The following is a 23,005-nucleotide window of genomic DNA, read 5'->3' as shown; positions in this document are numbered from 1 at the left end:
CGGCCCGGGGCCCGGCACCACCTCTCGGTGGTACCGGGCCCCGGGCCGTTCGGCCCCCTCAGCGGGGGCCTCGCGCCGTGCGCGTGGGGTCAGTGCGAGTGACCGTGGGAGTGGCCGTGGCCGGCCTCGGCCTCCTCCTCCGCCGGCTTGTCCACCACGAGGGTCTCGGTGGTGAGCAGCAGGGAGGCGATGGAGGCGGCGTTCTCCAGGGCGGAGCGGGTGACCTTCACCGGGTCGATGACGCCGGCCTTGACCAGGTCGCCGTACTCGCCGGTGGCCGCGTTGTAGCCCTGGCCGGGCTCCAGCTCGGCGACCTTGGAGGTGATGACGTAGCCCTCCAGGCCGGCGTTCTCGGCGATCCAGCGCAGCGGCTCGACGACGGCGCGGCGCACCACGTTGACGCCGGTGGCCTCGTCGCCGGTCAGGCCGAGGCCGTCCTCCAGCACCTTGGCGGCGTGCACCAGGGCGGAGCCGCCACCGGAGACGATGCCCTCCTCGACCGCGGCGCGGGTCGCGGAGATGGCGTCCTCCAGGCGGTGCTTCTTCTCCTTGAGCTCGACCTCGGTGGCCGCGCCGGCGCGGATCACGCAGACGCCGCCGGACAGCTTGGCCAGGCGCTCCTGGAGCTTCTCGCGGTCCCAGTCGGAGTCGGTGACCTCGATCTCGGCCTTGATCTGGGCGACGCGGGCGGCCACGTCCTCGGCCGAGCCGGCGCCGTCCACGATCACGGTGTCGTCCTTGGTGACGGTCACCCGGCGGGCGCTGCCGAGCACGTCCAGGCCGACCTGGTCGAGCTTGAGGCCGACCTCCTCGGCGACGACGGTGCCGCCGGTGAGGGTGGCCATGTCGCCGAGCATCGCCTTGCGGCGGTCACCGAAGCCGGGGGCCTTGACGGCGACGGCGTTGAAGGTGCCGCGGATCTTGTTGACCACGAGGGTGGACAGGGCCTCGCCCTCGACGTCCTCGGCGATGATCAGCAGCGGCTTGGAGGCACCGGCCTGGATGACCTTCTCCAGCAGCGGCAGCAGGTCGGCGATGGCCGAGATCTTGCCCTGGTGGATGAGGATGTACGGGTCCTCCAGCACCGCCTCCATGCGCTCGGAGTCGGTGACCATGTAGGGCGACAGGTAGCCCTTGTCGAACTGCATGCCCTCGGTGAAGTCCAGGTCCACGCCGAAGGTGGAGGACTCCTCGACGGTGATCACGCCGTCCTTGCCGACCTTCTCGAAGGCGTCGGCGATGGTGGCGCCGATCTCCTTGTCCTGGGCGGACAGCGCGGCCACGGCGGCGATGTCGTCGCGGCCCTCGATCTCCCGGGCGTGCGCGTGCAGCTGCTCGGAGACGGCCTTGACGGCGGCGTCGATGCCCTTCTTCAGGGCGGCCGGGGAGGCGCCGGCGGCGACGTTGCGCAGACCCTCGCGGACCAGCGCCTGGGCCAGCACGGTGGCGGTGGTGGTGCCGTCACCCGCGATGTCGTTGGTCTTGGTCGCCACCTCCTTCACCAGCTGGGCGCCGAGGTTCTCGTACGGGTCGTCGACCTCGATCTCCCGGGCGATCGTGACGCCGTCGTTGGTGATGGTGGGGGCGCCGAACTTCTTGTCGATGACGACGTTGCGGCCCTTGGGGCCGATGGTCACCTTGACCGTGTCGGCGAGCTTGTTGACACCGCGCTCCAGGGCGCGGCGGGCGTCGTCGTCGAACTTCAGGATCTTCGCCATGGCGTTGGGGTTGTCCTCTCAGCAGCCAGCCAGTCAGCAATGGTCACCGCGGCGCGGGACGACCACGCCCCGGGCCCCGATCAGACGCGGAACGGGATCCGGGGCGTGGTGGCGACGTCGCGGTGTGACGTCCGTTCGGTCCTCTAGCGGAGGACCGAACTCACTTCTCGACGATCGCGAGGACGTCGCGGGCCGAGAGGACGAGGTACTCCTCGCCGTTGTACTTCACCTCGGTGCCGCCGTACTTGCTGTAGAGCACGACGTCGCCCACCTTGACGTCGAGCGGCAGGCGCTTGCCGTCCTCGAAGCGGCCCGGGCCCACGGCCAGGACGGTGCCCTCCTGGGGCTTCTCCTTGGCGGTGTCCGGGATGACCAGGCCGGAGGCGGTGGTCTGCTCGGCGTCGAGCGGCTGGACCACGATGCGGTCCTCGAGCGGCTTGATGGCAACCTTGGTGCTGGCGGTCGTCACGATCCGACCTCCCCTTTCGGAAGATCTCACGGGAGTGTCTATGAATGTGGTGGCGACCCTGGTAGGCCCGTCGTCGCGGGTGCCGGACCTGCCTCGTCGCTGCGGTTGCGCGCGCACCGCCGGGTCTCCCCCGCGGCTCGCCCGCGTTGGCACCCTCACCCGGAGAGTGCCAAGCACGACAGTAGAACTCCGTTAGCACTCAGTCAACTGGAGTGCTAAGCGGCGTGTTGCCCCGCCCGCACCCCCGCGCGCACTCCGCGCCGCCCCGCACCCGATCACGCCCCCCGATCACGCCGCACTCCCCCGCCCCCCTGCCCCAGCTCCCGCCCAGAGGTGGACGAACCGGATGGACCCCCGCACCCTGACCACGCTGCGCACCGCCGACGGCGAACGATTGCTCGAACAGCTGCGCGACTTCCAGCCGGGTCAGGAGCTGGCGCTGGCCACCCGGCTGCGCCGGGAGCACCCCGCCGAGCTGGTCTCCGCGGCGCTCACCCAGGCGCGGCTGCGGCAGCGGGCCCGGGCCAAGTTCGGTGCCGAGGCCGACGCCATGTTCTTCACCCCGGGCGGCGTGGAGCAGTCCACCCGCGCCGACGTCGCCACCCACCGGGCCCGGCGGATCGCCGAGCGCCTCGGCGGCTCCGGCCGGGTCGCCGACCTGTGCTGCGGGATCGGGGCGGACGCCGTGGCGCTGGCCCGCGCCGGACTGGCCGTGCTGGCCGTCGACGCCGACCCGGCGACCTGCGCCGTCGCCGAGGCCAACGCGGCGGCGCTGGGCCTGGCCGACCGCGTCGAGGTGGTCTGCGGCGACGCCGCCGGCACGCTGGCCGCCGCCCTCGCCGACGGCGACGCCTTCGACGCCGTCTTCCTGGACCCGGCCCGCCGCGACGGCCGCGGCCGGATCTTCGACCCCGAGGGCTACTCGCCGCCGCTGTCCACCGCCGTGGAGCTGGCCCGGCTCGGCCGCGCGGTCGGCGCGGTGAAGGTCGCCCCCGGCATCCCGCACGAGGCCGTCCCCGACGACGCCACGGCCGAGTGGGTCTCCGTGCGCGGCGACGTCAAGGAGGCCGTCCTGTGGTTCGGGGCGCCGGCGGGCGGGCCGGACCCGGCGGCGCGGGCGGCCGAACGCTTCACCGCCACCCTGCTGCCCGGCGCCCCGCCGCTGCGCGGCCCGGGAACCGCCCAGGCCCCCGACGGGCCGGTGCTCCGCTACCTGCACGAGCCGGACGGCGCCGTCGTCCGCGCCCACCTGGTCGCCGAGGTCGCCGAACAGCTCGGCGGCCACCTCATCGACCCGACCATCGCCTACATCACCGCCGACACCCCCGGCCCCTCCCCCTACACCAGCGCCTACGAGATCACCGACGTGCTGCCGTTCAACCTCAAGCGGCTGCGGGCCATCGTCCGGGAACGCGCCATCGGCACCCTGACCGTGAAGAAGCGCGGCTCGGCCGTCCAACCCGAGGAACTGCGCCGCCGCGTCAAGCCCGCCGGCCCCAACGCCGCCACCGTGATCGTCACCCGCGTCGCCGGCGCCCCCACGATGCTCCTGGCCCAGCCGGTAGGCGGATGAGCCCGTTCATCGCTGTGCATCCTTGCCCTGCCGGAGACCCGGGACCGGGAGCTGCCCCCCGGTCGTCGTCGCTCCCGTTCCGTTGCGACCCGTCGTCGCCCGCGTGCCGGCCGCCGGCCGGTCACAGCAGGCGTTCGACGACCGCCGGCACGGAGATCTCGGTCACCGGCAGCGAGGAGTCCGCCGGCAGGTCGATCGCGGAGGCCGCCCGCCCCCGGGCCACCATCTCCGCGCCCAGCGCGGCCACCATCGCCCCGTTGTCGGTGCACAGCTTGGCGCGGGGCACCCGCAGCCGGATACCGGCGTCCGCGCACCGCTCCTCGGCCATCGCGCGCAGCCGGGAGTTGGCCGCCACGCCGCCGCCGATCATCAGATGGTCGACGCCGTGCTCCTGACAGGCCCGGATGGCCTTCCGCGTCAGCACGTCGGTCACGGCCTCCTGGAAGGACGCGGCGACGTCGGCCACCGGCACCGGCTGCCCGGCCCGCTGGCGGGCCTCCACCCAGCGGGCGACGGACGTCTTCAGGCCGGAGAAGGAGAAGTCGTAGGGGGCGTCGCGCGGACCGGTCAGGCCGCGCGGGAACGCGATGGCCGCCGGGTCGCCCTCGCGGGCCAGCCGGTCCACCGCCGGGCCGCCCGGGAAACCGAGGCCCAGCACCCGGGCCACCTTGTCGAACGCCTCGCCGGCCGCGTCGTCGATGGTCGCGCCCAGCGGCCGGACGTCGGAGGTGATGTCCGGGGCGAGCAGCAGCGAGGAGTGCCCACCGGAGACCAGCAGCGCCATGGTCGGCTCGGGAAGCGGCCCGTGCTCCAACTGGTCGACGCAGATGTGCGAGGCCAGGTGGTTGACCCCGTACAGCGGCTTGCCCAGGGCGTAGGCGTAGGCCTTGGCCGCGGAGACGCCCACCAGCAGCGCCCCGGCGAGCCCCGGGCCGGCGGTGACGGCGATGGCGTCGAGGTCGCGCGCGGTCACCCCGGCCGTGCGCAGCGCGCGGCGGATCGTGGGGACCATCGCCTCCAGGTGGGCGCGGCTGGCCACCTCCGGCACGACCCCGCCGAAGCGGGCGTGCTCGTCGACGCTGGAGGCCACCTCGTCGGCGAGCAGGGTCGTCCCGCGCACGATGCCGACGCCGGTCTCGTCGCAGGAGGTCTCGATGCCGAGCACCAGGGGCTCATCGGGCACGGGTGGTTCCTTCTTCTCCGGGTCGTGGTGGGTCGGCCGGCGGGTCGGCTGCCGGCAGTGGTTCGGCCGTCGGCAGTGGGGCGGCGCCGGGCGATTCCAGGCCCATGACCAGGGCGTCCACGCCGGCCGGCTGGTAGTAGCCGCGCCGGATTCCGAGCGGGCGGAAGCCGAAGCGCTCGTAGAGCCGCTGGGCACGGTCGTTGTCCACCCGCACCTCCAGCAGCAGCCGTTCACAACCGTAACGGCCGGCGGCGATGATCAGGTCGGTGAGCAGCGCGGATCCGACGCCGGTGCCCCAGGCGTCGCGGTGCACGGCGATGGTCTGGACGTCGCCGGTGCCGCCCACGGCCATCAGGCCGGCGTAGCCGATCACCCGTCCCGGCGCCCCGTCCGGTCCGCCGCCGGGAGCGTCGTCCGGTCCGCCGCCGGGAGCGTCCGGGCCACCGCCGGGAGCGTCCGCCGGGGCGGTCACCTCCTCGGCGACCGTGTAGTGGCGGGTGGCGGCCGGGTGCCGGGTGTCGGCCAGCTCGGACCAGAACATGCCCGGCGACCAGGCGTCCTCGGGGAACAGCCGGCGTTCCAGGGCGAGGACGGACTCGAGGTCCCACCAGCGCATCGGCCGCAGCCGGAACGGGATGGCGTGCTTGGTCATCGCGGGTCGTCAGACGCTCACCGGCGGGAGGACGGCCTTGTAGCCGGCCGGCACCTGGGCGTCCGGCCGCCGCAGATACAGCGGCACCGGCGGCACCAGCACGGGCTGCCGCCGCCGGGCGCCGGCGTCGTCGGCGGGCTTGTTCTCGTCGGGCGCCTCGAGGACGGGTTCGTTCTCGTCGGCGGGCCGGGTTTCGCCGACCGGTTCCGCCGAGGCCGTGCGCCCGGCGGCGATCTCCTCGGCGGCGAGCGCCGCGTGTGCGGCGGCGGAGGCCAGCTCCGGCATGCCGTCGGCGGCGGTGAGCACGGTGCGGAATGCCGCGTGGTGCAGCACCGCTCCGGCGCCGACGACCGGCACGTCCGCCAGGCTGTCCGCGATCCGCTCCGGCCGGTCCACGGCCGGGGAGCCCTGCCGTGCGCCGTCGGCGCCGTAGCGGGCCCAGTAGACCTCCTTGCGCCGGGCGTCCGTGGCCACGGCGAAGGGCCCGGTCAGGCCGGCGGCGCGGGCGGCGTAGGCGATGGCGTCCAGGGTGCACAGGCCGTACACCGGGATGCCCAGCGCCTCGCCCATGGTGACCGCGGTGGTCAGGCCGACGCGCAGACCGGTGTAGGGGCCGGGGCCCACGCCGACGACGAGGGCGGTGAGGTCGGCGGGGGTGAGGGCGGTGCGGCGCAGCAGCCCGTCCACCGAGGGGAGCAGCAGCTCGCCGTGCCGGCGGGCGTCGACCTGGGTGGATTCGGCGAGGAGCTCCGGCGGGCCGGGCTGGGTGGGGGCCGTGCCGTACAGGGCGGCGGTGATGGCCGGGGTCGCGGTGTCGAAAGCCAGCAGGAGCACGGTGCCAGCTTACGACCTGCCACCCGGCCCCCGCGGAGCCGCCCGAGCCGGCCGTCCCGGGCGCCGGGCGGCCCTGGAGGGCCGCCAAGGCTCGTTACGATGGGGCCGAACCGCCGGGGCGAGCCGCCGCGGAGGGTGCCGGCCGCCGGCTGTGGCGGACGGGAGGGCGCCCCCGGCGGGTCCGGGCACGGGCGCCCGGCGGGAGCTGACGGAGGGCGGCGGAAACACGCATGGCCAGGATCGGGTCGGGAACCATCGTGACGGCTCTGACCGCCGCCGCGATCGTGGCGATCGCCGGACTCGCCTACCTGGCGGAGGGCACGATCGCCGCTCCGCCCGCCGCCACCGGTTCGGCGAGCCCGTCCCCCGACGCGTCCTCCACCGCTCCCCCGCCGGTGCCGGCCGACTCCGGCGACGGCAAGCGGGTGGTCTACTCGCTGGAACAGCGCCGCGTGTGGCTGATGGGCGCGGAGGGCGGCGAGACGCCGCTGGCGACCTTCACGGTGATGCCCAGCACGGTGGACCCCCTGCCCGGCGCCTACCAGGTGACCTCACGCTCGGAGTCCGTGACCGGCTCCGACGGCATACCGGTGCGGTACGTGGTGCGGTTCACCACCGTCGACGGGGTGACCGTGGGGTTCAGCGCGGCGGCCGACGGCTCGACGCCCCGCCCGGACCCGAACCTGCGAACCGGCGGCATCCGCCAGACACTGGCCGACAGCCAGACCATGTGGGAGTTCGCCGTCCAGGGAACCTCCGTCGTCGTCGTTCCCTGAGGGGTCGCCGCTGCCGCCGTTCGCCGCCCCGCTCCGGCAGTCCTCCGGCCGCGTCAGGCGGCGGCCGGACACCCCGAGCCGTGCTGGTGCGCGGTGTCGTCACCCTCGTCGGCGTCCCGCGGCGCCTCCGCCGGCTGCTCCGGCTGGTCCGCGGCGGCCGTCGAGTGGGGTGCCTCGGAGAGCGCGGCGGCGGCCCGGCCGCACGCCAGCAGGGTGCGCATCGGTACGGGCGTGGCGTCACGGGCGGTCCGCCGTTCGGTGCCGGCGGGGTCGTGGTCGCGGCGCTCGACACTGTCGCCAGCCATCGGACCTCCCCACTTAGGTTGACCTAACCCTCTGCGCCCCATGGGAACACGGCAGGGCCACCCCGCGCAACACGTTGCCGACAGCTCGTCGGCAACATCACCCGAAGGTGGTGCCACGAACGCGAGACCGGGGTGGGGGGATGGGGGCCGGGGAGTGGAGAGACCGAGGGCCGGGGGCCGGGAGGACCGAGGGCTGGGGACCGGGGACGGGCCGCGGGGAACGGGGCGCGGGGAACAGGCGCAGGGAACGGTCGAGGGCGGGTCGACCGAGGGACAGAAGGTGTGCGTTCTCCGTGTCAGGGGTGCCCGAGTTTTCCACAGGATGAAAACCCCTCTTGCGCAATCCCCCACCCACGGACTACCCCTGTTGACAAGGGGGCGCCTCGTTATCCACAGGCAAAAGGACCCCCCTTGCGCAAACACCCACCCACGGGCTACCCCTGTTGACCAGGGGGGTGCGTGATTATCCACAGGGGAAAAGAGCCCTCTTGCGCAATCACCCACCCACGGACTACCCCTGTTGACAAGGGGGCGCTGGATTATCCACAGGGCGAAAGAACCCCCTTGCGCACCAGGCCATCCCGAGCCGGTTGCCGAAGGGACCCGCCCACAGTGCCCACCCCAGGAAGGTCCAGCCGGCCGAAGCCGGCCGGAGCCCGCCAAAACCGCCCGAAGCCCGCTGAAACGGTCAGTCGCCGAGGGCGGCGAGGTCCACCCCGGCCCAGCGGCGCCCGTGGCCCACCAGCCGCACCAGGCGGGGATCGTGCTCCTCCTCCCCCACCTCCGGCTCACCTGCCACACCGGCCCCCACACCCGCCTCGCCGGCCACGCCCACGACACCCGCGGCGTCGCCGCCGATCCGGCGCTCGATCACCACGTGCAGCCGGTCCTCCGACAGTTCCTCGACCTTCCCCTCGCCCCACTCGACGACGACCACCGAGTCCGGCAGCGAGACGTCCAGGTCCAGGTCCTCCATCTCCTCCAGCCCGCCGCCGAGCCGGTACGCGTCCACGTGCACCAGCGCCGGACCCCCCACCTCGGAGGGGTGCACCCGGGCGATCACGAAGGTGGGCGAGGTGACCGCCCCACGAACGCCCAAGCCCACCCCGATCCCCCTGGTCAGCGTGGTCTTCCCGGCACCCAGCTCGCCGGAGAGCAGCACCAGGTCGCCCGGCCGGAGCAGCGCGGCCAGCCGTCGGCCCAGCTCCGTCATCCGTTCGGCGGAGAACACCGGAACGACCACGCCGGCGGCGTCCCGTTCCACGCCGGCCACGCCGGCCTCCCCGGTCCCGGGTGCGATGTCGGCGGCGCTCACGGCCGGCTCCTCTCCTCGTCGTCGTCCTGTTCAGCGCGTGCGGCGTGTTCGACGCGCCCGGCGTGTTCGACGCGCCCGGCGTGTACGACGCGCCCGGCGTGTCCGGCGGCCGGCAGCGGGTCGCCTCCGGCGTCCGCGTCCGCCTCCGCCTCCGTCTCCGCGCGCTCCATCGGGGTGCGGCTCTCGGCCAGCTCCACCACCCCCTCCGGCACGGGCACCCCCGGAACGGCACGCTCCCACGCCGCCCGCAGCAGCCGCGCCAGCCGGATCCCCACCTCGTCCGGGTGCTCCAGCATCAGCAGGTGCCCGGCGTCGGGCACCTCCACGAAGCTGGCCAGCGGCCCCCCGATCTCCTCCGCGACGACCCTGCCGTGCCCGGCCGGGGTCATCAGGTCCTCCCGGCCGACCATGACCAGGGTCGGCACCGGTCGCAGTCCGGCCAGCGCGTGCACCTTGTCGTGCTCGAGGAGGGCCGGGTAGAAGTCGCCGATCACGTCGATCGGCGTCGCGTCGATCATCCGGTTGGCGAAGCCGGCCAGCACCGGATCCACCTCGGAGGCGAAGGAGTACCGCTTCAGGATGGGCCCCACCAGGTCCCCGCCGAGCCTGCGCCCGCGCTCCACCAGCCCGCGCTGACGGCCGAGGGCCCGCAGCACGCCCGGGCCGAACTGGTGCAGCACCTTGGCGCCGAGCGCCGGCAGGCCGAGGGTCACGCTGGGGACGTTGCCGGAGGTGGTGGAGACCAGCGCCGTGCCGACCACGCGTTCCCGGAACAGCTCCGGGTAGCGGGCGGCCAGGGCCATCACCGTCATCCCGCCCATCGAGTGCCCCACCAGCACCAGCGGCCCGGTGGGCGCGGCCCGCTCCAGCACCGCCCGCAGGTCGTCGCCCAGCAGGTCGATGGATATCCGTCCGGTGGCGCTGCGCCCCGAGCGGCCGTGGCTGCGCTGGTCCCAGAACACCATGCGGACGTCCTCGCGGAGCGCGGCCCGCTGGTAGTGCCAGGAGTCCTGTTCCAGGCAGTAGCCGTGGCAGAACACCACGGTCAGCGGGGCCTCGCGCCCGGGCAGGTCCACCTCGACGTGCAGCGGGGTGCCGTCGTCGGCCGTCACCTCCAGGGGCGTGCCGCGCAGCGATCCGTACGGGGCGGCGGCGTCCAGGGCCGCCCGGACCCGGCGGCGCACCGACCGCCCCACGGTCAGCCGCTCGACGGCCACCCCGGCGGCGGCACCGGCGGCCAGCACGCCCACCGCGAGCCCGACGATCCCGGCCGGCCGGCGCAGCGCGGCCAGCCGGGCCGGGTCCAGCGACACCCGGGGCACCCGCTCCCACAGCGTTCCCGACGTTCCGGACGCGGCACCGCCGGAAACGCCCGGAAGGCCGGAGACGCCGGGCCCGGTCGGGGGGACGGCGGGCAGCCGCCCGCCACCGCCCCCGGGCGTCCGTGCCCTCGGCACGCCCAGCCCTCGCCGGAGACCGGCGGCGGCCTCCGACACCGCCTGCCGCGCGTCCTCCGCCCGCCCCGCCCCGTCGGCCATGCCTCTCACTCCCCCACGTACACCCGCGGCACCCGCGCGCCGATCCGGGTGACGATCTCGTACCCGATCGTGCCGGCGGCGCGCGCCCAGTCCTCGGCCGTCGGCTCGCCGGCGTCGCCGGTGCCGAACAGCACCGCCTCGGCCCCGTCACACACCCTGTCCCCGCCCAGGTCGACGACGAACTGGTCCATGGCCACCCGTCCGGCCACGGTGCGCAGCTTGCCACCCACCAGCACCGGGCCGGCGCCGCTGGCCGACCTCGGGACGCCGTCCGCGTAGCCGAGCGGCACCAGCCCCAGGGTGGTGGGGCCGGGGGTGACGTAGTGGTGGCCGTAGGAGACGCCGTGCCCGCCGGGGACGCTCTTGACCGAGGCGAGCCGGGCGCTCAGGGTCATCACCGGGCGCAGCCCGAAGTCGGCCGGCGAGCCCACCTGGGGAACCGGCGACAGCCCGTACATCGCCACGCCGGTGCGGACCAGGTCGAAGTGGCTGTGCGGCAGCAGCAGGGCGGCCGGCGAGTTGGCGTGGTGCCGTACCTCGGGGCGCAGCCCGGCGCGCTCGACGACCTCCAGGGCGTCGGCGTAGACGTCCAGCTGGGCCTGGATGGAGGGGTGGCCGGGCTCGTCGGCGCAGGCGAAGTGCGACCAGACGCCGACCACGCGGGCGGTGCCGTCCAGCTCCGCGGCGCGGGCCGCCGCGACCAGGGCGGGCCAGTCCGCCGGCTGGCAGCCGGACCGGCCGAGCCCGGTGTCGATCTTGAGGTGGACCCGTGCCGGGCGGCCGACGGCGCGGGCGGCCGCGGTGGCCTCGGCGAGGGCCCAGGGGGCGCTCACCGAGACGTCGACGTCGGCCTCGATCGCCTGGGCCCAGGGGCCGCCGGGCGTCCACAGCCAGCACAGCAGCGGGCCGTCGAGTCCGGCCCGGCGCAGCTCGAACGCCTCCTCGGGCAGTGCGACGCCGAGCCACGCCGCGCCGGCCTGGCGGGCGGCCCGGGCGCACGGCACGGCGCCGTGGCCGTAGCCGTCCGCCTTGACCACGGCCATCAGCCCGGCGCCGCCGGTCAGCCGGGCGCGCAGTGCGCGGACGTTGTCGCGCAGGGCGTTGAGGTCGATCGTGGCCGTGGCGCGTAGTGCGGTACTCATCGCCCCAAGTGTCCCAGAGGGTGTGGGACGCGCCGGTAGCCAGGTGCTCCGGGCGGGTGGGCGTGGCGCGCACGGAGCGTCACGCCGCCGGCCGGGCGGGGGTTGGGCGCGCGGTGCGGTGCGGGGTCATACCGGCAGCCAGGCCGGCCACCACGGCGGGACGGCGCCGGCGCAGAAGCTGTCGCCGACGGAGGACTCGTCCACGGTGAGCGACCAGAGGCCCCAGACGCCCAGGGCCAGGGCGAGCACCAGGCCGGCCAGCATGACGGGCCAGGCGACCAGCCGGCGGTGGCCCCGCACCGCCCGCCGGGCGAGCAGCGCGCCCGCCGTGCCGACGCAGGAGAGCAGCGCCCAGCCCAGCGGCATGGCGAAGTTGAGGCTGAACCGTTCGCCGGGGCCCCAGCTGCGGCAGTCGTACCAGGCCAGGGCGATCACCCAGGCGGCCCCCCAGGTGGCCGGCGCGGCGAGGAGGGCGGCCAGCCCGGCGAGCAGGCCGCCGTGGGGTCGGGGGCGGGGTCGGGCGGCGGCGGTGGCAGCCGTGATGGGAGGGGGATCGTTCACGACGCGTCTCCGGGCGCGGGTCAGGTGCCCGGCTTGGTGCCCCAGACGTACACGTCGTCGCCGTTGTCGAGCAGGTCCCACAGCGCCCGGGCGTCCTCGTGGCGCATGTTCACGCAGCCGTGGGAGCCGGGCGGGGAGTAGATGTCGCCGGTGATGGCGTGGAACGCCTGGCCGCCGTCGAAGAACTGGGCGTAGGGCATCTCCACGTCGTAGAGGGTGGACCAGTGGTCCTCGCTCTTCCAGTAGACCTGCTTCAGGCCGGTGCGGGTCTCGTAGCCGTCGCGTCCGGTGCGGACCGGGACGGGGGCGAAGACGACCTCCTCGCCGTCCTGCACCCACATCACCTGCCGGGTCAGGTCCACGCAGGCGATCCGGCCGAGGTCGGTGGGGCAGGCGCCGTCCGCGTTGGGGTTCTCGGCCAGCTCCAGCTGCTGCATGCTGGACCAGGTGATCGGCCCGGCGTAGCCCTCGTCGGGTTCGATGCCGTGTTCCCGCTGGAAGTCGCGGATGGCGCGGCAGTCCTCGACCGACTGCTCGCCGTCCACCGGCAGGCCGAGGTACTCCTCCACCTCGCGCTGGTGGCTGCCGGTCTCGGCGGCGCAGTCGGGGCCGGGGGCGGCCGGCGCGTCGGGTTCGGGGTCGGAGCCGGCGGCCGGGTCGGTCTCCGGGTTTCCGGACGGCTCGGCGTCGTCCGGCGCGCCGGCGGACGGCGTGGGCTCGGCGGACGGCGCCGGGTCGGCGGACGCGGGGCCGGAGGGCGACGGATCCGCCGGTTCCGGCTCCGGCCGCGGTGCCTCGGCGTCGTCCGCGGGGCTCTCGTCGGGCGTGGCGGCGGGGTCGTCGTCGGCCGCCTGGTCGCCCAGCTCGCGCGCCCGGTCCCAGGTGGCCTGGTCGGCGAGGCCTTCCGCCGGGTCGATGCCGTGCTCGATCTGGAACTCCTGGATGGCGGTGCAGTCGGCCGGCGACTGCACGCCGTCCGGCTCCAGGCCGAGGAACTCCTCGACGTCCCGCTGGTGGCCGCCGGTCTCGGTGGTGCACTCCGCCCGGTCGTCGACGGCGCCGGACGCCTCCGTCGTGGACGGGCTGCATCCGGCCATCGTGAGTGCCACCGCGGTGGCCAGCAGCACGGCCGTGCCGGTCGCCCTCATGCCTCGTGCTCGCACCTGTCCTCCCCCTGCGCGCCGTCCGCCGTCGGCGGAACCCGGGCCGGGCGGAGCGGACCGTCCGGCAACGGTTCAGACGGCCGGCCGTCGGTGCGGGTTGCCGTCGTTACCGGACCGGCACATTTCAGCCATCACACCGTTGTCCCAGGTCCGGTCGGCTCCGGTGGGTTCCGCCGGCCTGCGCCACAGGGATGGACATCCGTCCCACCAGCAACTTCCGTCCCAGCAGGCACGCGCTCCGGCGGCATGACGGCAGCGTGTCCGGGGCGGCGGCCCGCGCGCCGGCCGCCGCCCCACCGACGTCGGGGCAGCGAACCGGACACCTTCCCCCGCGCCGCGCCCTCCCGATGTGGCCGAAAACCGCCGAAAGCGCCGCCCCGCCCCGCCGCCGGTGGCTGCCGGCGACGTGCCGGCGGCTGCCCCGGAGCGGTGGCGGCGGGGAGGGCGACGGGAACGGGAAGAGGAACGGGGTCAGCGGCCAGAGTGACCGGGGTCAGCCGGTCGCGGTGGACGCCACCTGACGCCACGCCTCGGGCAGCGCGCGGGCCACGTCCGGCGCGGTCGTCGGCGCGCCGGAGGCGGCCAGCCGGCCGGCGAGGCCGTGCAGATAGGCGCCGACCGCCGCCGCCTCCACCACCGGCAGCCCGGCCGCCAACAGCCCGCCGACGAGTCCGGCGAGCACGTCGCCGCTGCCGGCGGTGGCCAGCCAGCCGGTCCCGGTGGTGTTGACGAACACCCGGCGCTCCCGCGCGTCGCCCGCCCCGCCCCGGCCGGCCTCCGCCCCGGCGCCGTCCCCGCCCGGCCCTTGGGCGCGGCCCAGCCCCTCCGCGCCGCCCGGCGCCGCCGGCTCGGTGATGATCGTCCGGTCCCCCTTGAGCAGCACGGTCACCCCGTAGGCGTCGGCCAGTCGGAGGGCGTGCGCCAGCGGCTCGGCCTCCACCGCGGCGCGCTCCACGCCGAGCAGCCGCGCCGCCTCACCGGCGTGCGGGGTGAAGAGCGTCGGCGCGTCCCGGTACAGCGGCTCGGGCCCACGCGCGGCCAGCAGGCCGAGGCCGTCGGCGTCCACCAGCACCGGGACGTCGGAGGCCAGCACCTCGCCGAGGGCCTCCTCACCGGCGCTGCCGGTGCCCAGTCCCGGGCCGACCACCCACGCCTGCACCCGGCCGGCCTCCCGCGGCCCGCCCCGGTGCACCAGGACCTCCGGATGGGCGGCCAGCACGGCGTCCGCGACGCTGCCCGCGTAGCGCACGGCCCCCGCCCCGGAACGCACCGCCCCGGAGACGGCCAGCACGGCCGCGCCCGGGTAACGTTCGGAGCCGGCGGCCAGGCCGACGACGCCCCGCCCGTACTTGTCGGTGTCCCGTCCGGGAACGGGCAGCACGGCGGCGACGTCCGCGTGCTGCAGGCAGTACAGGGCCGGGCCGCCGCCGGGTCCGTCCGGGCCGCCGGCCAGCCGGGCCAACTCGGGGCCGAGGCCGATGTCCACCAGGTGCACGGTGCCCGCGACCCCCGCGCCCGGCGACAGCAGCAGGCCCGGCTTGTGGGTGCCGAAGGTCACGGTGAGGTGGGCGCGCAGCACGGGGCCGGACACCCGGCCGGTGTCCGCGTCCAGGCCGCTCGGCAGGTCCACGGCCACGACGGTCGCCCCGGACGCCTCCACCAGCGGCAGCAGCCGTGCCGCCTCCGGACGCAGCCCGCCGCGCCCGCCGATGCCGACGATGCCGTCGAGCACCAGCCGGGCGCGGGAGAGCGGGACGGCGACCCGTTCCAGGACGTCCGCGTCGTCCGGCCCGGCGTGCAGCACGCGGCCCCCGGCGGCGCGCAGCGCGGCCAGGCCACCGGGGTGGGTGCGCCGGGGGGAGAGCAGCACGGCGGTGACGGCCGCCCCCCGGCCGGCCAGCCGGGCGCCCGCGAACAGCGCGTCACCCCCGTTGTCGCCGCTGCCGGCCAGCACCACCACGGGCGCGCCGTAGACGCCGGCGGGGGACAGCAGTTCCAGGCAGACGGCGGCGAGGCCGGTGGCGGCGCGGCGCATCAGCTCGCCGTCCGGCAGGCGCCGCATCAGCGCCGCCTCGGCGGCGCGGACCTGCTCCACCCGATGGGCTGTTCTCACGGCTGCTCCCTCGCTCCTGGGGTCGAATTCCGGCCCCATGATCCTGGAGGGAGCCCGCACACCGAAGGACCCCCCGCGCGGAGGGCCCCCGAGCCGGACCGGAGGAGAACGCGCAGCCCTCCCCGGCCGCGGCGGCCGGAGTGCGTCGACGTCGTCGGTGCGGGTGGTTTGGGCGGGCGCCCGCCGAGTCGGCGGGCGCCCGCGGTGTGAACAGGGCAGGGGGCCCGGGGGCCTGCCCTGGACGGGCAGCGTCCGGCCCCCACGGCTCACCGCCTGCTGGTGGCCTGGCGGCGCGGTTTCACTTCAGGTGCCGGGCGAAGAACCGGGCCCCGGCGTCGAGCTCGAAGTGCGGGACGCCGGTGTGCCCGCCGAGATTGGCGTGCAGGGTCTTCTCCTTCGAGCCGAAGGCGTCGAAGAGGTCCAGGGCCGCCTGCCGGTCGTTCCCTTCGTCGTCCCACTGCAGCAGGACCTGCAGCGGAATGGTGACCCGGCGGGCCTCCTCGAACATGGCGGCGGGCACGAGGCTCCCGGCGAAGAAACCGGCGGCCACGATGCGCGGCTCGACCACCGCCAGCCGGATGCCGATGGAGATCACTCCCCCCTCGTACCCGACCGGGCCGCCGATCCCGGGCAGCGCGAGCAGGGCGTCCAGGGCGGTCCGCCATTCCGGGACCGCCCTGGCGACCAGTGGGAGGACGAGGGCGTCGACGATCTCGCCGCGGACCGGCTCGCCGGCCTCCAACGCCCGGCGCAGGTCGGCGCGGGCCTGCTCGGCGGCGGCCCAACGGGGCCGGTCACCGCTCCCGGGGAGCTCGATGGTGGCCGCGGCGAAGCCGTACTCCGCCGCGTAGTACCGGGCCCGCCCCGCCAGCCGGGGGTGCATCCTGCGCAGTCCGAGCGGGGGGTGGCCGATCAGGATCAGCGGCGCCGGTGCGGACGCGCGTTCGGGCGTCCACAGGATGCCGGGGATCCCGCCGAGGGTGAATTCGCGCTCGAGGACGCCGTCGTCGAGGCGCTGTTCAGAAGTGACGTGCATGGTCGTGCCCTTCGGGAGTGCTCACGGACAGCGCTCCCGGACGACCTATCGCCCGACCGTGACCCCGGAGGGGAGCACCCATGTCGATACTGCGTTCACGGGTACCACCTCCTCGTTCTCCGGCACGGCCTCCGGCACGGTAACAGTGGTCGCGGGGGTCCGCCAAGGGGGTTTCCCACCCCCCGGCCGGGTCAGTCCTCGGCGATCACCATGGCGGTGGCGATGCCGCCGTCGTGGCTGAGCGAGAGGTGCCAGGTGCGGACGCCGAGGCGTTCGGCGTGGGCCTGGACGGTCCCGGTGACCCGCAGCGCGGGGCGGCCGGAGGGCTCGCTCACCACCTCGGCGTCCGTCCAGCGCAGTCCGGCCGGGGCGCCGAGCGCCTTGGCCGCCGCCTCCTTGGCGGCGAACCGTGCCGCGAGGGAGGCGGCGGAGCGCGGCCGTCCCTCGCCGTCCACCCGCTCCGCGGGCGTGAACAGCCGCTCGGCCATGGCCGGGGTGCGGGCCAGTGTCCGTTCGAAGCGCGCCACGTCCGCGACGTCCACACCGATCCCGACGATCACCGCGCCACCACGTCCCCGGCCCCTCCCGCGTCCACCGACACCATCCCGGCATCTCCCCCCGGCAGCATCCCCGCCCCGCCGACCGGCCCGCCGAACGAGCCCGCCCCACCCGCGCCCCCGGGTGGCGGCGGCCGGCCACACCGGCCGCCACCGCCACCGCCGCCCGGGGCGCCGTCCGTCCTACTCGACCGTGACCGACTTGGCCAGGTTGCGCGGCTGGTCCACCTCGTGGCCCTTGGCCGTGGCCAGCTCGCAGGCGAAGACCTGCAGCGGCACGGTGGCGACCAGCGGCTGCAGCAGCACCGGGGTGCGCGGGATGCGCACCAGGTGGTCGGCGAACGGGACGACCGCCTCGTCGCCCTCCTCCGCGACCACGATGGTGCGGGCGCCGCGGGCCCGGATCTCCTGGATGTTGGAGACGATCTTGTCGTGCAGCACGGACCGCCCGCGCGGCGAGGGCACCACCACGACGACCGGCAGCCCCTCCTCGATCAGCGCGATCGGCCCGTGCTTGAGCTCGCCCGCCGCGAAGCCCTCGGCGTGCATGTAGGCGAGTTCCTTAAGCTTGAGCGCGCCCTCCAGCGCCACCGGGTAGCCCACGTGCCGGCCCAGGAAGAGCACCGAGCGGGCGTCGGCGAGGGAGCGCGCCAGCTCCCGCACCGGCTCCATGGTGTCGAGCACCCGCTCGACCTGCTGCGGCATGTCGGCGAGCTGCCGGATCACCTCGGTGATCTCGTCGCCCCACTTGGTGCCGCGCACCTGGCCGAGGTAGAGCGCCACCAGGTAGCAGGCCACCAGCTGGGTGAGGAACGCCTTGGTGGAGGCCACGGCGACCTCCGGCCCGGCGTGCGTGTACAGCACGGCGTCGGACTCGCGCGGGATGGTGGAGCCGTTGGTGTTGCAGATGGCCAGCACCTTGGCGCCCTGCTCGCGGGCGTGCCGCAGCGCCATCAGGGTGTCCATCGACTCGCCGGACTGCGAGATGGCGACGACGAGCGTCTGCTGGTCCAGGATCGGGTCGCGGTAGCGGAACTCGCTGGCCACCTCGACCTCGCACGGGATCCGCGTCCAGTGCTCGATGGCGTACTTGGCGATCAGGCCGGCGTGGAAGGACGTGCCGCAGGCGATGATGACGATCTTGTCGATCTCGCGCAGCACGCTGTCCGGGATGCGCACCTCGTCCAGGGTGAGCTGGCCGTCCGCGCCGATCCGGCCGAGCAGGGTGTCGGCGACCGCCTTGGGCTGCTCGGCGATCTCCTTGAGCATGAAGTAGTCGTAGCCGCCCTTCTCGGCGGCGGAGGCGTCCCAGTCCACCCGGTACTCGTTGGTCTCCACCGGGGCGCCGGCGAAGTCGGTGACGGTCACGCCGTCCCGGCGCAGCTCGACGACCTGGTCCTGGCCGAGCTCCAGGGCGGTGCGGGTGTGCGCGATGAACGCGGCGACGTCGGAGGCGAGGAAGTTCTCGCCCTCGCCCAGGCCCACCACCAGCGGGGAGTTGCGGCGGGCGCCGACCACCACGTCGGGCTGCGCGGCGTCCGCGGCGACCAGGGTGAACGCGCCCTCCAGGCGGCGGCAGACGCGCCGCATCGCCTCGGCGAGGTCGCGGGCGCCGCCGTCCGCCTCCATGGCGTCCAGGGCCTCGGACAGCAGGTGGACGACGACCTCGGTGTCGGTCTCCGAGCGCAGTTCGACGCCGCGCTCGGCGAGCTCGGCGCGCAGCGCGACGAAGTTCTCCACGATGCCGTTGTGCACCACGGCGACCCGCCCGGGGCCGTCCAGGTGCGGGTGGGCGTTGCGGTCGTTGGGTGCCCCGTGGGTGGCCCAGCGGGTGTGCCCGATGCCGGTGGTGCCGGCCGGCAGCGGCTGCTCCGCCAGCGACTTCTCCAGGTTGGCCAGCTTGCCGGCGCGCTTGTCCATGGCCAGTTCGCCGTCGGCCACCACGGCCACGCCGGCCGAGTCGTAGCCCCGGTACTCCAGGCGCTTCAGGCCGGCGATCACCACGTCGAGCGCCACCTGGTGGCCCACGTATCCAACGATTCCGCACATGCACGGCAGCTTAAGGGGTGGACCGGGGGGCTCGGCGCGCCGAGGCGCCCGGAGGCGGTCTGTACGGGTGGCGTGGAGCGGGCCCACAATGGGTACTCGACGGTAACCTCTGACCGCGACCGGCCGCCCGCCGGCCGGGCGCGGCATGCACAATGGCCCGGTGCCCACCTTGCTTGGCGAACCCCGACAGCCGCACCCCCAGCGGCCAGACCACTCGCCGTACCTCGACCTCGACCGCGCCGAGTGGAGCGCGCTGCGCGATCGCACGCCGCTGCCGCTGACCGCCGAGGAAGTGGAGCGGCTGCGGGGCCTGGGCGACGTGGTCGACCTGGACGAGGTGCGCGACATCTACCTGCCGCTGTCCCGTCTGCTGAGCCTGTACGTGCGCGCCAGCCAGCGCCTGCGCGGGGTGATCAACACCTTCCTGGGGGACGGCGACCAGGCCGAGGGGCCGCAGCCGGGCACGCCGTTCGTGATCGGCGTGGCGGGCAGCGTAGCGGTCGGGAAGTCGACCACGGCGCGGCTGCTGCAGGCCCTCCTGGCGCGCTGGCCGCAGCACCCGCGAGTGGAATTGGTCACCACCGACGGGTTCCTGCTGCCGAACGCGGAGCTGTCCCGGCGCGGCCTGATGTCCCGCAAGGGGTTCCCGGAGTCCTACGACCGCCGCGCGCTCACCCGCTTCGTGGCGGACGTCAAGGCCGGCCGGGAGGAGGTGACCGCGCCCGTCTACTCCCACCTGGTCTACGACATCGTCCCGGGCCGCCACCACGTGGTGCGCTCCCCGGACATCCTCATCGTCGAGGGCCTCAACGTGCTGCAGCCGGCGCTGCCGGGCAAGGACGGCCGCACCCGGGTGGCGCTCGCCGACTACTTCGACTTCAGCGTGTTCGTGGACGCCCGCACCGAGGACATCGAGCGCTGGTACCTCAACCGCTTCCGCAAGCTGCGCGAGACGGCCTTCCAGGACCCGTCCTCCTACTTCCGGCGGTTCACCCAGGTGCCGGAGGAGGAGGCGCTGGAGTACGCGCGCGGCGTGTGGCGGACCATCAACCGCCCCAACCTGGTGGAGAACGTGCTGCCGACCCGGGGCCGCGCCACCCTGGTGCTGCGCAAGGGCCCGGACCACAAGGTGCAGCGGCTGAAGCTGCGCAAGATATGAGCGCGTGGAGGGCGACGCCGGGGCGGGCGGCGGCCTGAAGGCGTCCGCCACCGACGGGGGCCGGCACGCGGTGCGTGCCGGCCCCCGTCGGTCGTCCCGAGGCGCTGACCGCCGCCGGCGGGTCAGCGCGCCGGCGGGTCAGCCCAGGGCGGCCTTGACCTCGTCGGCCAGCCGCTGCGCCACGGCGTGCGCCTGGTCGCCCTCGGCGGCCTCGACCATCACCCGCACCACCGGCTCGGTGCCGGAGGGGCGCAGCAGCACCCGGCCGGAGGCGCCGAGCTCGTCCTCGGCCTCCCGCACGGCCGTGGCGACCCGGGCGTCGGTGGTGGCCCGGGTGCGGTCCACGTCGCGCACGTTGATCAGCACCTGCGGCAGCCGGGTCATCACCGCGGCCAGCTCCGCGAGCGGCTGCTTCACCGCGGCCATCCGGGCGGCCAGCATCAGGCCGGTCAGCGTGCCGTCGCCGGTGGTGGCGTGGTCCAGCAGCACGACGTGCCCGGACTGCTCGCCGCCGAGCGCGTAGCCGTCGCGCTTCATCGCCTCCAGCACGTAGCGGTCGCCGACGGCGGTCTGCACCACGCGGATGCCGCTGGCCTCCATGGCGAGCTTGAAGCCCAGGTTGGACATCACCGTGGCCACCACGGTGTCCTCGCGCAGCGTGCCGGCCTCGCGCATGGCCACGGCGAGGACGGCCAGGATCTGGTCGCCGTCGACCTCGGCGCCGGTGGCGTCCACGGCCAGGCAGCGGTCCGCGTCGCCGTCGTGCGCCACGCCGAGGTCGGCGCCGTTCGCCACCACGGCCTCGCGCAGCAGGTCCAGGTGGGTGGAGCCGCAGCCGTCGTTGATGTTCAGGCCGTCCGGCTCCACGCCGATGGTGATGACCTCGGCGCCGGCGCGGCGGAACGCCTCGGGGGAGACCTGGTGGGCGGCGCCGTGCGCGGCGTCCACCACCACGCGCAGGCCGTCCAGGCGGTTGGGCAGGCAGCCGACCAGGTGGTCGACGTAGGCGTCGAAGCCCTCCCCGTGCTCCCGCACCCGGCCGACGCCGGCGCCGGTCGGACGCCGCCAGCCGGCGTGCTCCTCCGCGGCCAGGCCGCGGTAGTCGCGCTCGATGGCGTCCTCGACCTCGTCCGCCAGCTTGTGCCCGCCGCGCGCGAAGAACTTGATGCCGTTGTCCGGGGCGGGGTTGTGGCTGGCGGAGAGCATCACGCCGAGGTCGGCGTCGAGCTCGGCGGTGAGGAACGCCACGGCCGGGGTCGGCAGCACCCCGACCCGCAGCACGTCCACGCCCGCGGAGGCCAGCCCGGCCACCACGGCGGCCTCCAGGAACTCCCCCGACGCGCGGGGGTCCCGGCCCACCACGGCCCTGGGCCGGTGGCCCTCGAAGGCGCCGGCGTCCCCGAGCACCCGGGCGGCGCTCACCGACAGGCCGAGCGCCAGCTCCGCCGTCAGGTCGGCGTTCGCCACGCCGCGCACCCCGTCGGTCCCGAACAGTCGTGCCACGTCACAGTCCTCCGTCTTTCCCGGTGCGCCGGGCGGCACCCGGCACCGGCCGCCACCCCTTCGGGACGGCCGTTCCCCCCGCTCGCTCTTCCCCGAACACCCACCGGCTCCCCGCCCGATCGGCCCGCCCGGTGCGGGCGGCACGCCGATCGGCCCGGGGCCGGCGACAGGCCGCCGGCGGCACCCGACGGCCGGAAACGCGGCCCGCCAGAACCACGAACGCCCCGGGGGCACGAGAGTGCCCCCGGGGCGCGGGTGGGGAATCCGTCGCCGGATCCGCTTGCTCTGGCGGCTGCGGCGGCAGATCAGCGCTTGCTGTACTGCGGAGCCTTGCGGGCCTTCTTCAGACCGTACTTCTTGCGCTCGGTGGCGCGGGCGTCACGGGTGAGGAAGCCGGCCTTCTTCAGCGGGCCGCGGTTGTTCTCCACGTCCGCCTCGTTCAGCGCGCGGGCCACGCCGAGGCGCAGGGCGCCGGCCTGGCCGGAGATGCCACCGCCGTTGATGCGGGCGATGACGTCGTAGCGACCCTCCAGCTCGAGGATCTTGAACGGGTCGTTCACCAGCTGCTGGTGGACCTTGTTCGGGAAGTAGTCCTCGAGGCTACGGCCGTTGATCTTCCACTGGCCGGTGCCCGGCACGATGCGGACGCGGGCGATGGCCTCCTTGCGGCGACCGGTGGCACCGGCCGGCTGCGGCTCGCCGAAGCGGGACGCCAGCGACTCGGTGGTGTAGCTCTCCTGGCCCTCGTCCTCGGACTCGAAGGTGAAGTCGCCTTCGAGCGGAGTCTCGACGGTGGTCTCGGCCACGGTTCTCCTCAGCTCTTCTCTCGTACGTCTAGGTGGTGGCCGGGACTACTGCGCGACCTGGCTGATCTCGAACGGCACCGGCTGCTGCGCCTGGTGCGGGTGCTGGTCACCCGCGTACACCTTCAGCTTCGACAGCATCTGCCGGCCGAGGGAGTTCTTGGGGAGCATGCCCTTGACGGCCTTCTCGACGGCCTTCGGGGAGTTCTTCTCCAGCAGCTCGTCGTAGCGCACGGAGCGCAGACCACCCGGGTAACCGGAGTGGCGGTAGGCCAGCTTCTGGGTCCGCTTGTTGCCGGAGAGGTGCACCTTGTCGGCGTTGATGATGATGACGAAGTCACCGGTGTCGACATGCGGCGCGTACACCGGCTTGTGCTTGCCCCGGAGCAGAGAGGCGGCCTGGGAGGCCAGGCGGCCGAGCACGACGTCGGTCGCGTCGATGACGTGCCACTGACGCTGGACATCGCCGGGCTTAGGGCTGTACGTGCGCACGGTCGTAGCCTTCGCTTCTTCAGTGAGTGTGTCTGACGGGGGTTCTGTGCGGGCCGAGACGGCG

The 23,005-nt window shown here is 74.9% G+C and carries 21 protein-coding genes; 3 read left to right on the top strand and 18 right to left on the bottom strand.

Going from position 1 to position 23,005, the window contains the following annotated elements:
- Positions 1 to 89: 89 nt before the first annotated feature.
- Both groL and groES read right to left on the bottom strand, forming a co-directional pair.
- Positions 90 to 1,718, bottom strand: a complete 1,629-nt coding sequence (gene groL, locus FHU37_RS14595) for a chaperonin GroEL (RefSeq protein ID WP_179814605.1) — start codon at positions 1,716 to 1,718, stop codon at positions 90 to 92.
- A 160-nt stretch (positions 1,719 to 1,878) separates the two neighbouring features.
- On the bottom strand, positions 1,879 to 2,187 hold the full coding sequence (gene groES / locus FHU37_RS14590; RefSeq protein WP_179814604.1) for a co-chaperone GroES: 309 nt from the start codon (positions 2,185 to 2,187) through the stop codon (positions 1,879 to 1,881).
- A gap of 346 nt (positions 2,188 to 2,533) precedes the next feature.
- On the opposite strand from groES, the gene FHU37_RS14585 reads away from it, so the two are divergent.
- Positions 2,534 to 3,760 carry a class I SAM-dependent methyltransferase gene (locus FHU37_RS14585; protein WP_179814603.1) on the top strand — a complete coding sequence of 409 codons (1,227 nt, stop codon included), beginning with the start codon at positions 2,534 to 2,536 and terminating at the stop codon, positions 3,758 to 3,760.
- 121 nt (positions 3,761 to 3,881) lie between these two features.
- On the opposite strand, the gene tsaD is transcribed toward FHU37_RS14585, so the two are convergent.
- Genes tsaD through tsaB form a run of 3 tightly spaced genes read right to left on the bottom strand, consistent with a single transcriptional unit; the run spans position 3,882 to position 6,429 of the window.
- Positions 3,882 to 4,943 (bottom strand): tRNA (adenosine(37)-N6)-threonylcarbamoyltransferase complex transferase subunit TsaD, encoded by a 1,062-nt coding sequence (gene tsaD / locus FHU37_RS14580; RefSeq protein ID WP_179814602.1) that lies wholly within the window; start codon positions 4,941 to 4,943, stop codon positions 3,882 to 3,884.
- Complete coding sequence (gene rimI / locus FHU37_RS14575) at positions 4,933 to 5,595, bottom strand: ribosomal protein S18-alanine N-acetyltransferase (protein WP_179814601.1); 663 nt, start codon at positions 5,593 to 5,595, stop codon at positions 4,933 to 4,935. The genes tsaD and rimI overlap by 11 nt, the downstream gene beginning before the upstream one ends.
- A gap of 9 nt (positions 5,596 to 5,604) precedes the next feature.
- Positions 5,605 to 6,429, bottom strand: coding sequence for a tRNA (adenosine(37)-N6)-threonylcarbamoyltransferase complex dimerization subunit type 1 TsaB (gene tsaB, locus FHU37_RS14570; protein ID WP_179814600.1), 825 nt, complete (start codon positions 6,427 to 6,429; stop codon positions 5,605 to 5,607).
- Between the two features lie 257 nt (positions 6,430 to 6,686).
- On the opposite strand from tsaB, the gene FHU37_RS14565 reads away from it, so the two are divergent.
- Positions 6,687 to 7,205 carry a hypothetical protein gene (locus FHU37_RS14565; protein WP_312892607.1) on the top strand — a complete coding sequence of 173 codons (519 nt, stop codon included), beginning with the start codon at positions 6,687 to 6,689 and terminating at the stop codon, positions 7,203 to 7,205.
- Positions 7,206 to 7,258: 53 nt separating this feature from the next.
- Here the strand turns inward: FHU37_RS14565 and FHU37_RS14560 are convergent, their stop codons facing one another.
- From FHU37_RS14560 to glmS, 10 genes are all read right to left on the bottom strand, one after another.
- On the bottom strand, positions 7,259 to 7,510 hold the full coding sequence (locus FHU37_RS14560; RefSeq protein ID WP_179814598.1) for a hypothetical protein: 252 nt from the start codon (positions 7,508 to 7,510) through the stop codon (positions 7,259 to 7,261).
- A 688-nt stretch (positions 7,511 to 8,198) separates the two neighbouring features.
- Positions 8,199 to 8,723 carry a tRNA (adenosine(37)-N6)-threonylcarbamoyltransferase complex ATPase subunit type 1 TsaE gene (gene tsaE, locus FHU37_RS14555; RefSeq protein ID WP_179816280.1) on the bottom strand — a complete coding sequence of 175 codons (525 nt, stop codon included), beginning with the start codon at positions 8,721 to 8,723 and terminating at the stop codon, positions 8,199 to 8,201.
- Positions 8,724 to 8,821: 98 nt separating this feature from the next.
- Positions 8,822 to 10,363, bottom strand: a complete 1,542-nt coding sequence (locus tag FHU37_RS14550; RefSeq protein ID WP_179814597.1) for an alpha/beta fold hydrolase — start codon at positions 10,361 to 10,363, stop codon at positions 8,822 to 8,824.
- A 5-nt stretch (positions 10,364 to 10,368) separates the two neighbouring features.
- The gene (alr, locus tag FHU37_RS14545) at positions 10,369 to 11,505 is read right to left on the bottom strand and encodes an alanine racemase (RefSeq protein WP_179814596.1); all 1,137 of its coding nucleotides are present in this window, start codon (positions 11,503 to 11,505) and stop codon (positions 10,369 to 10,371) included.
- A gap of 126 nt (positions 11,506 to 11,631) precedes the next feature.
- Positions 11,632 to 12,066, bottom strand: a complete 435-nt coding sequence (locus FHU37_RS14540) for a hypothetical protein (protein ID WP_179814595.1) — start codon at positions 12,064 to 12,066, stop codon at positions 11,632 to 11,634.
- 20 nt (positions 12,067 to 12,086) lie between these two features.
- Positions 12,087 to 12,929, bottom strand: a complete 843-nt coding sequence (locus tag FHU37_RS14535; protein WP_179816279.1) for a L,D-transpeptidase family protein — start codon at positions 12,927 to 12,929, stop codon at positions 12,087 to 12,089.
- Positions 12,930 to 13,722: 793 nt separating this feature from the next.
- Positions 13,723 to 15,342, bottom strand: a complete 1,620-nt coding sequence (locus tag FHU37_RS14530) for an NAD(P)H-hydrate epimerase (protein ID WP_179814594.1) — start codon at positions 15,340 to 15,342, stop codon at positions 13,723 to 13,725.
- Positions 15,343 to 15,640: 298 nt separating this feature from the next.
- Positions 15,641 to 16,378, bottom strand: a complete 738-nt coding sequence (locus FHU37_RS14525; protein ID WP_179814593.1) for an alpha/beta hydrolase — start codon at positions 16,376 to 16,378, stop codon at positions 15,641 to 15,643.
- A gap of 191 nt (positions 16,379 to 16,569) precedes the next feature.
- Positions 16,570 to 16,938 carry a holo-ACP synthase gene (locus tag FHU37_RS14520; RefSeq protein WP_179814592.1) on the bottom strand — a complete coding sequence of 123 codons (369 nt, stop codon included), beginning with the start codon at positions 16,936 to 16,938 and terminating at the stop codon, positions 16,570 to 16,572.
- Positions 16,939 to 17,118: 180 nt separating this feature from the next.
- On the bottom strand, positions 17,119 to 18,984 hold the full coding sequence (glmS, locus tag FHU37_RS14515; RefSeq protein WP_179814591.1) for a glutamine--fructose-6-phosphate transaminase (isomerizing): 1,866 nt from the start codon (positions 18,982 to 18,984) through the stop codon (positions 17,119 to 17,121).
- Positions 18,985 to 19,129: 145 nt separating this feature from the next.
- Here glmS and coaA point away from each other — a divergent pair, with 145 nt between their 5' ends.
- The gene (gene coaA / locus FHU37_RS14510; RefSeq protein WP_179814590.1) at positions 19,130 to 20,143 is read left to right on the top strand and encodes a type I pantothenate kinase; all 1,014 of its coding nucleotides are present in this window, start codon (positions 19,130 to 19,132) and stop codon (positions 20,141 to 20,143) included.
- A gap of 138 nt (positions 20,144 to 20,281) precedes the next feature.
- On the opposite strand, the gene glmM is transcribed toward coaA, so the two are convergent.
- The 3 genes from glmM to rplM all read right to left on the bottom strand — a co-directional run bounded on the left by glmM (position 20,282) and on the right by rplM (position 22,941).
- On the bottom strand, positions 20,282 to 21,646 hold the full coding sequence (gene glmM, locus FHU37_RS14505; protein ID WP_179814589.1) for a phosphoglucosamine mutase: 1,365 nt from the start codon (positions 21,644 to 21,646) through the stop codon (positions 20,282 to 20,284).
- Positions 21,647 to 21,951: 305 nt separating this feature from the next.
- On the bottom strand, positions 21,952 to 22,452 hold the full coding sequence (gene rpsI / locus FHU37_RS14500) for a 30S ribosomal protein S9 (protein ID WP_179814588.1): 501 nt from the start codon (positions 22,450 to 22,452) through the stop codon (positions 21,952 to 21,954).
- A 45-nt stretch (positions 22,453 to 22,497) separates the two neighbouring features.
- A complete protein-coding gene (gene rplM / locus FHU37_RS14495) occupies positions 22,498 to 22,941 on the bottom strand; it encodes a 50S ribosomal protein L13 (RefSeq protein ID WP_179814587.1) in 444 nt (147 codons plus the stop codon).
- Positions 22,942 to 23,005 lie beyond the last annotated feature (64 nt).

It is taken from the genome of Allostreptomyces psammosilenae, assembly GCF_013407765.1.
Taxonomy (GTDB): domain Bacteria; phylum Actinomycetota; class Actinomycetes; order Streptomycetales; family Streptomycetaceae; genus Allostreptomyces; species Allostreptomyces psammosilenae.
The sequence above is the reverse complement of the archived record's forward strand: the minus strand, read 5'-3'. Positions and strand labels throughout refer to the sequence as shown.

Coding starts and splice junctions, on each gene's coding strand:
- alr (WP_179814596.1), bottom strand. CDS start 11,505: ATGAGTACCGCACTACGCGCCACGGCCACGATCGACCTCAACGCCCTG.
- coaA (WP_179814590.1), top strand. CDS start 19,130: ATGCACAATGGCCCGGTGCCCACCTTGCTTGGCGAACCCCGACAGCCG.
- rimI (WP_179814601.1), bottom strand. CDS start 5,595: ATGACCAAGCACGCCATCCCGTTCCGGCTGCGGCCGATGCGCTGGTGG.
- tsaE (WP_179816280.1), bottom strand. CDS start 8,723: ATGACGGAGCTGGGCCGACGGCTGGCCGCGCTGCTCCGGCCGGGCGAC.
- FHU37_RS14585 (WP_179814603.1), top strand. CDS start 2,534: ATGGACCCCCGCACCCTGACCACGCTGCGCACCGCCGACGGCGAACGA.
- FHU37_RS14550 (WP_179814597.1), bottom strand. CDS start 10,363: ATGGCCGACGGGGCGGGGCGGGCGGAGGACGCGCGGCAGGCGGTGTCG.
- FHU37_RS14525 (WP_179814593.1), bottom strand. CDS start 16,378: ATGCACGTCACTTCTGAACAGCGCCTCGACGACGGCGTCCTCGAGCGC.
- groL (WP_179814605.1), bottom strand. CDS start 1,718: ATGGCGAAGATCCTGAAGTTCGACGACGACGCCCGCCGCGCCCTGGAG.
- FHU37_RS14560 (WP_179814598.1), bottom strand. CDS start 7,510: ATGGCTGGCGACAGTGTCGAGCGCCGCGACCACGACCCCGCCGGCACC.
- glmS (WP_179814591.1), bottom strand. CDS start 18,984: ATGTGCGGAATCGTTGGATACGTGGGCCACCAGGTGGCGCTCGACGTG.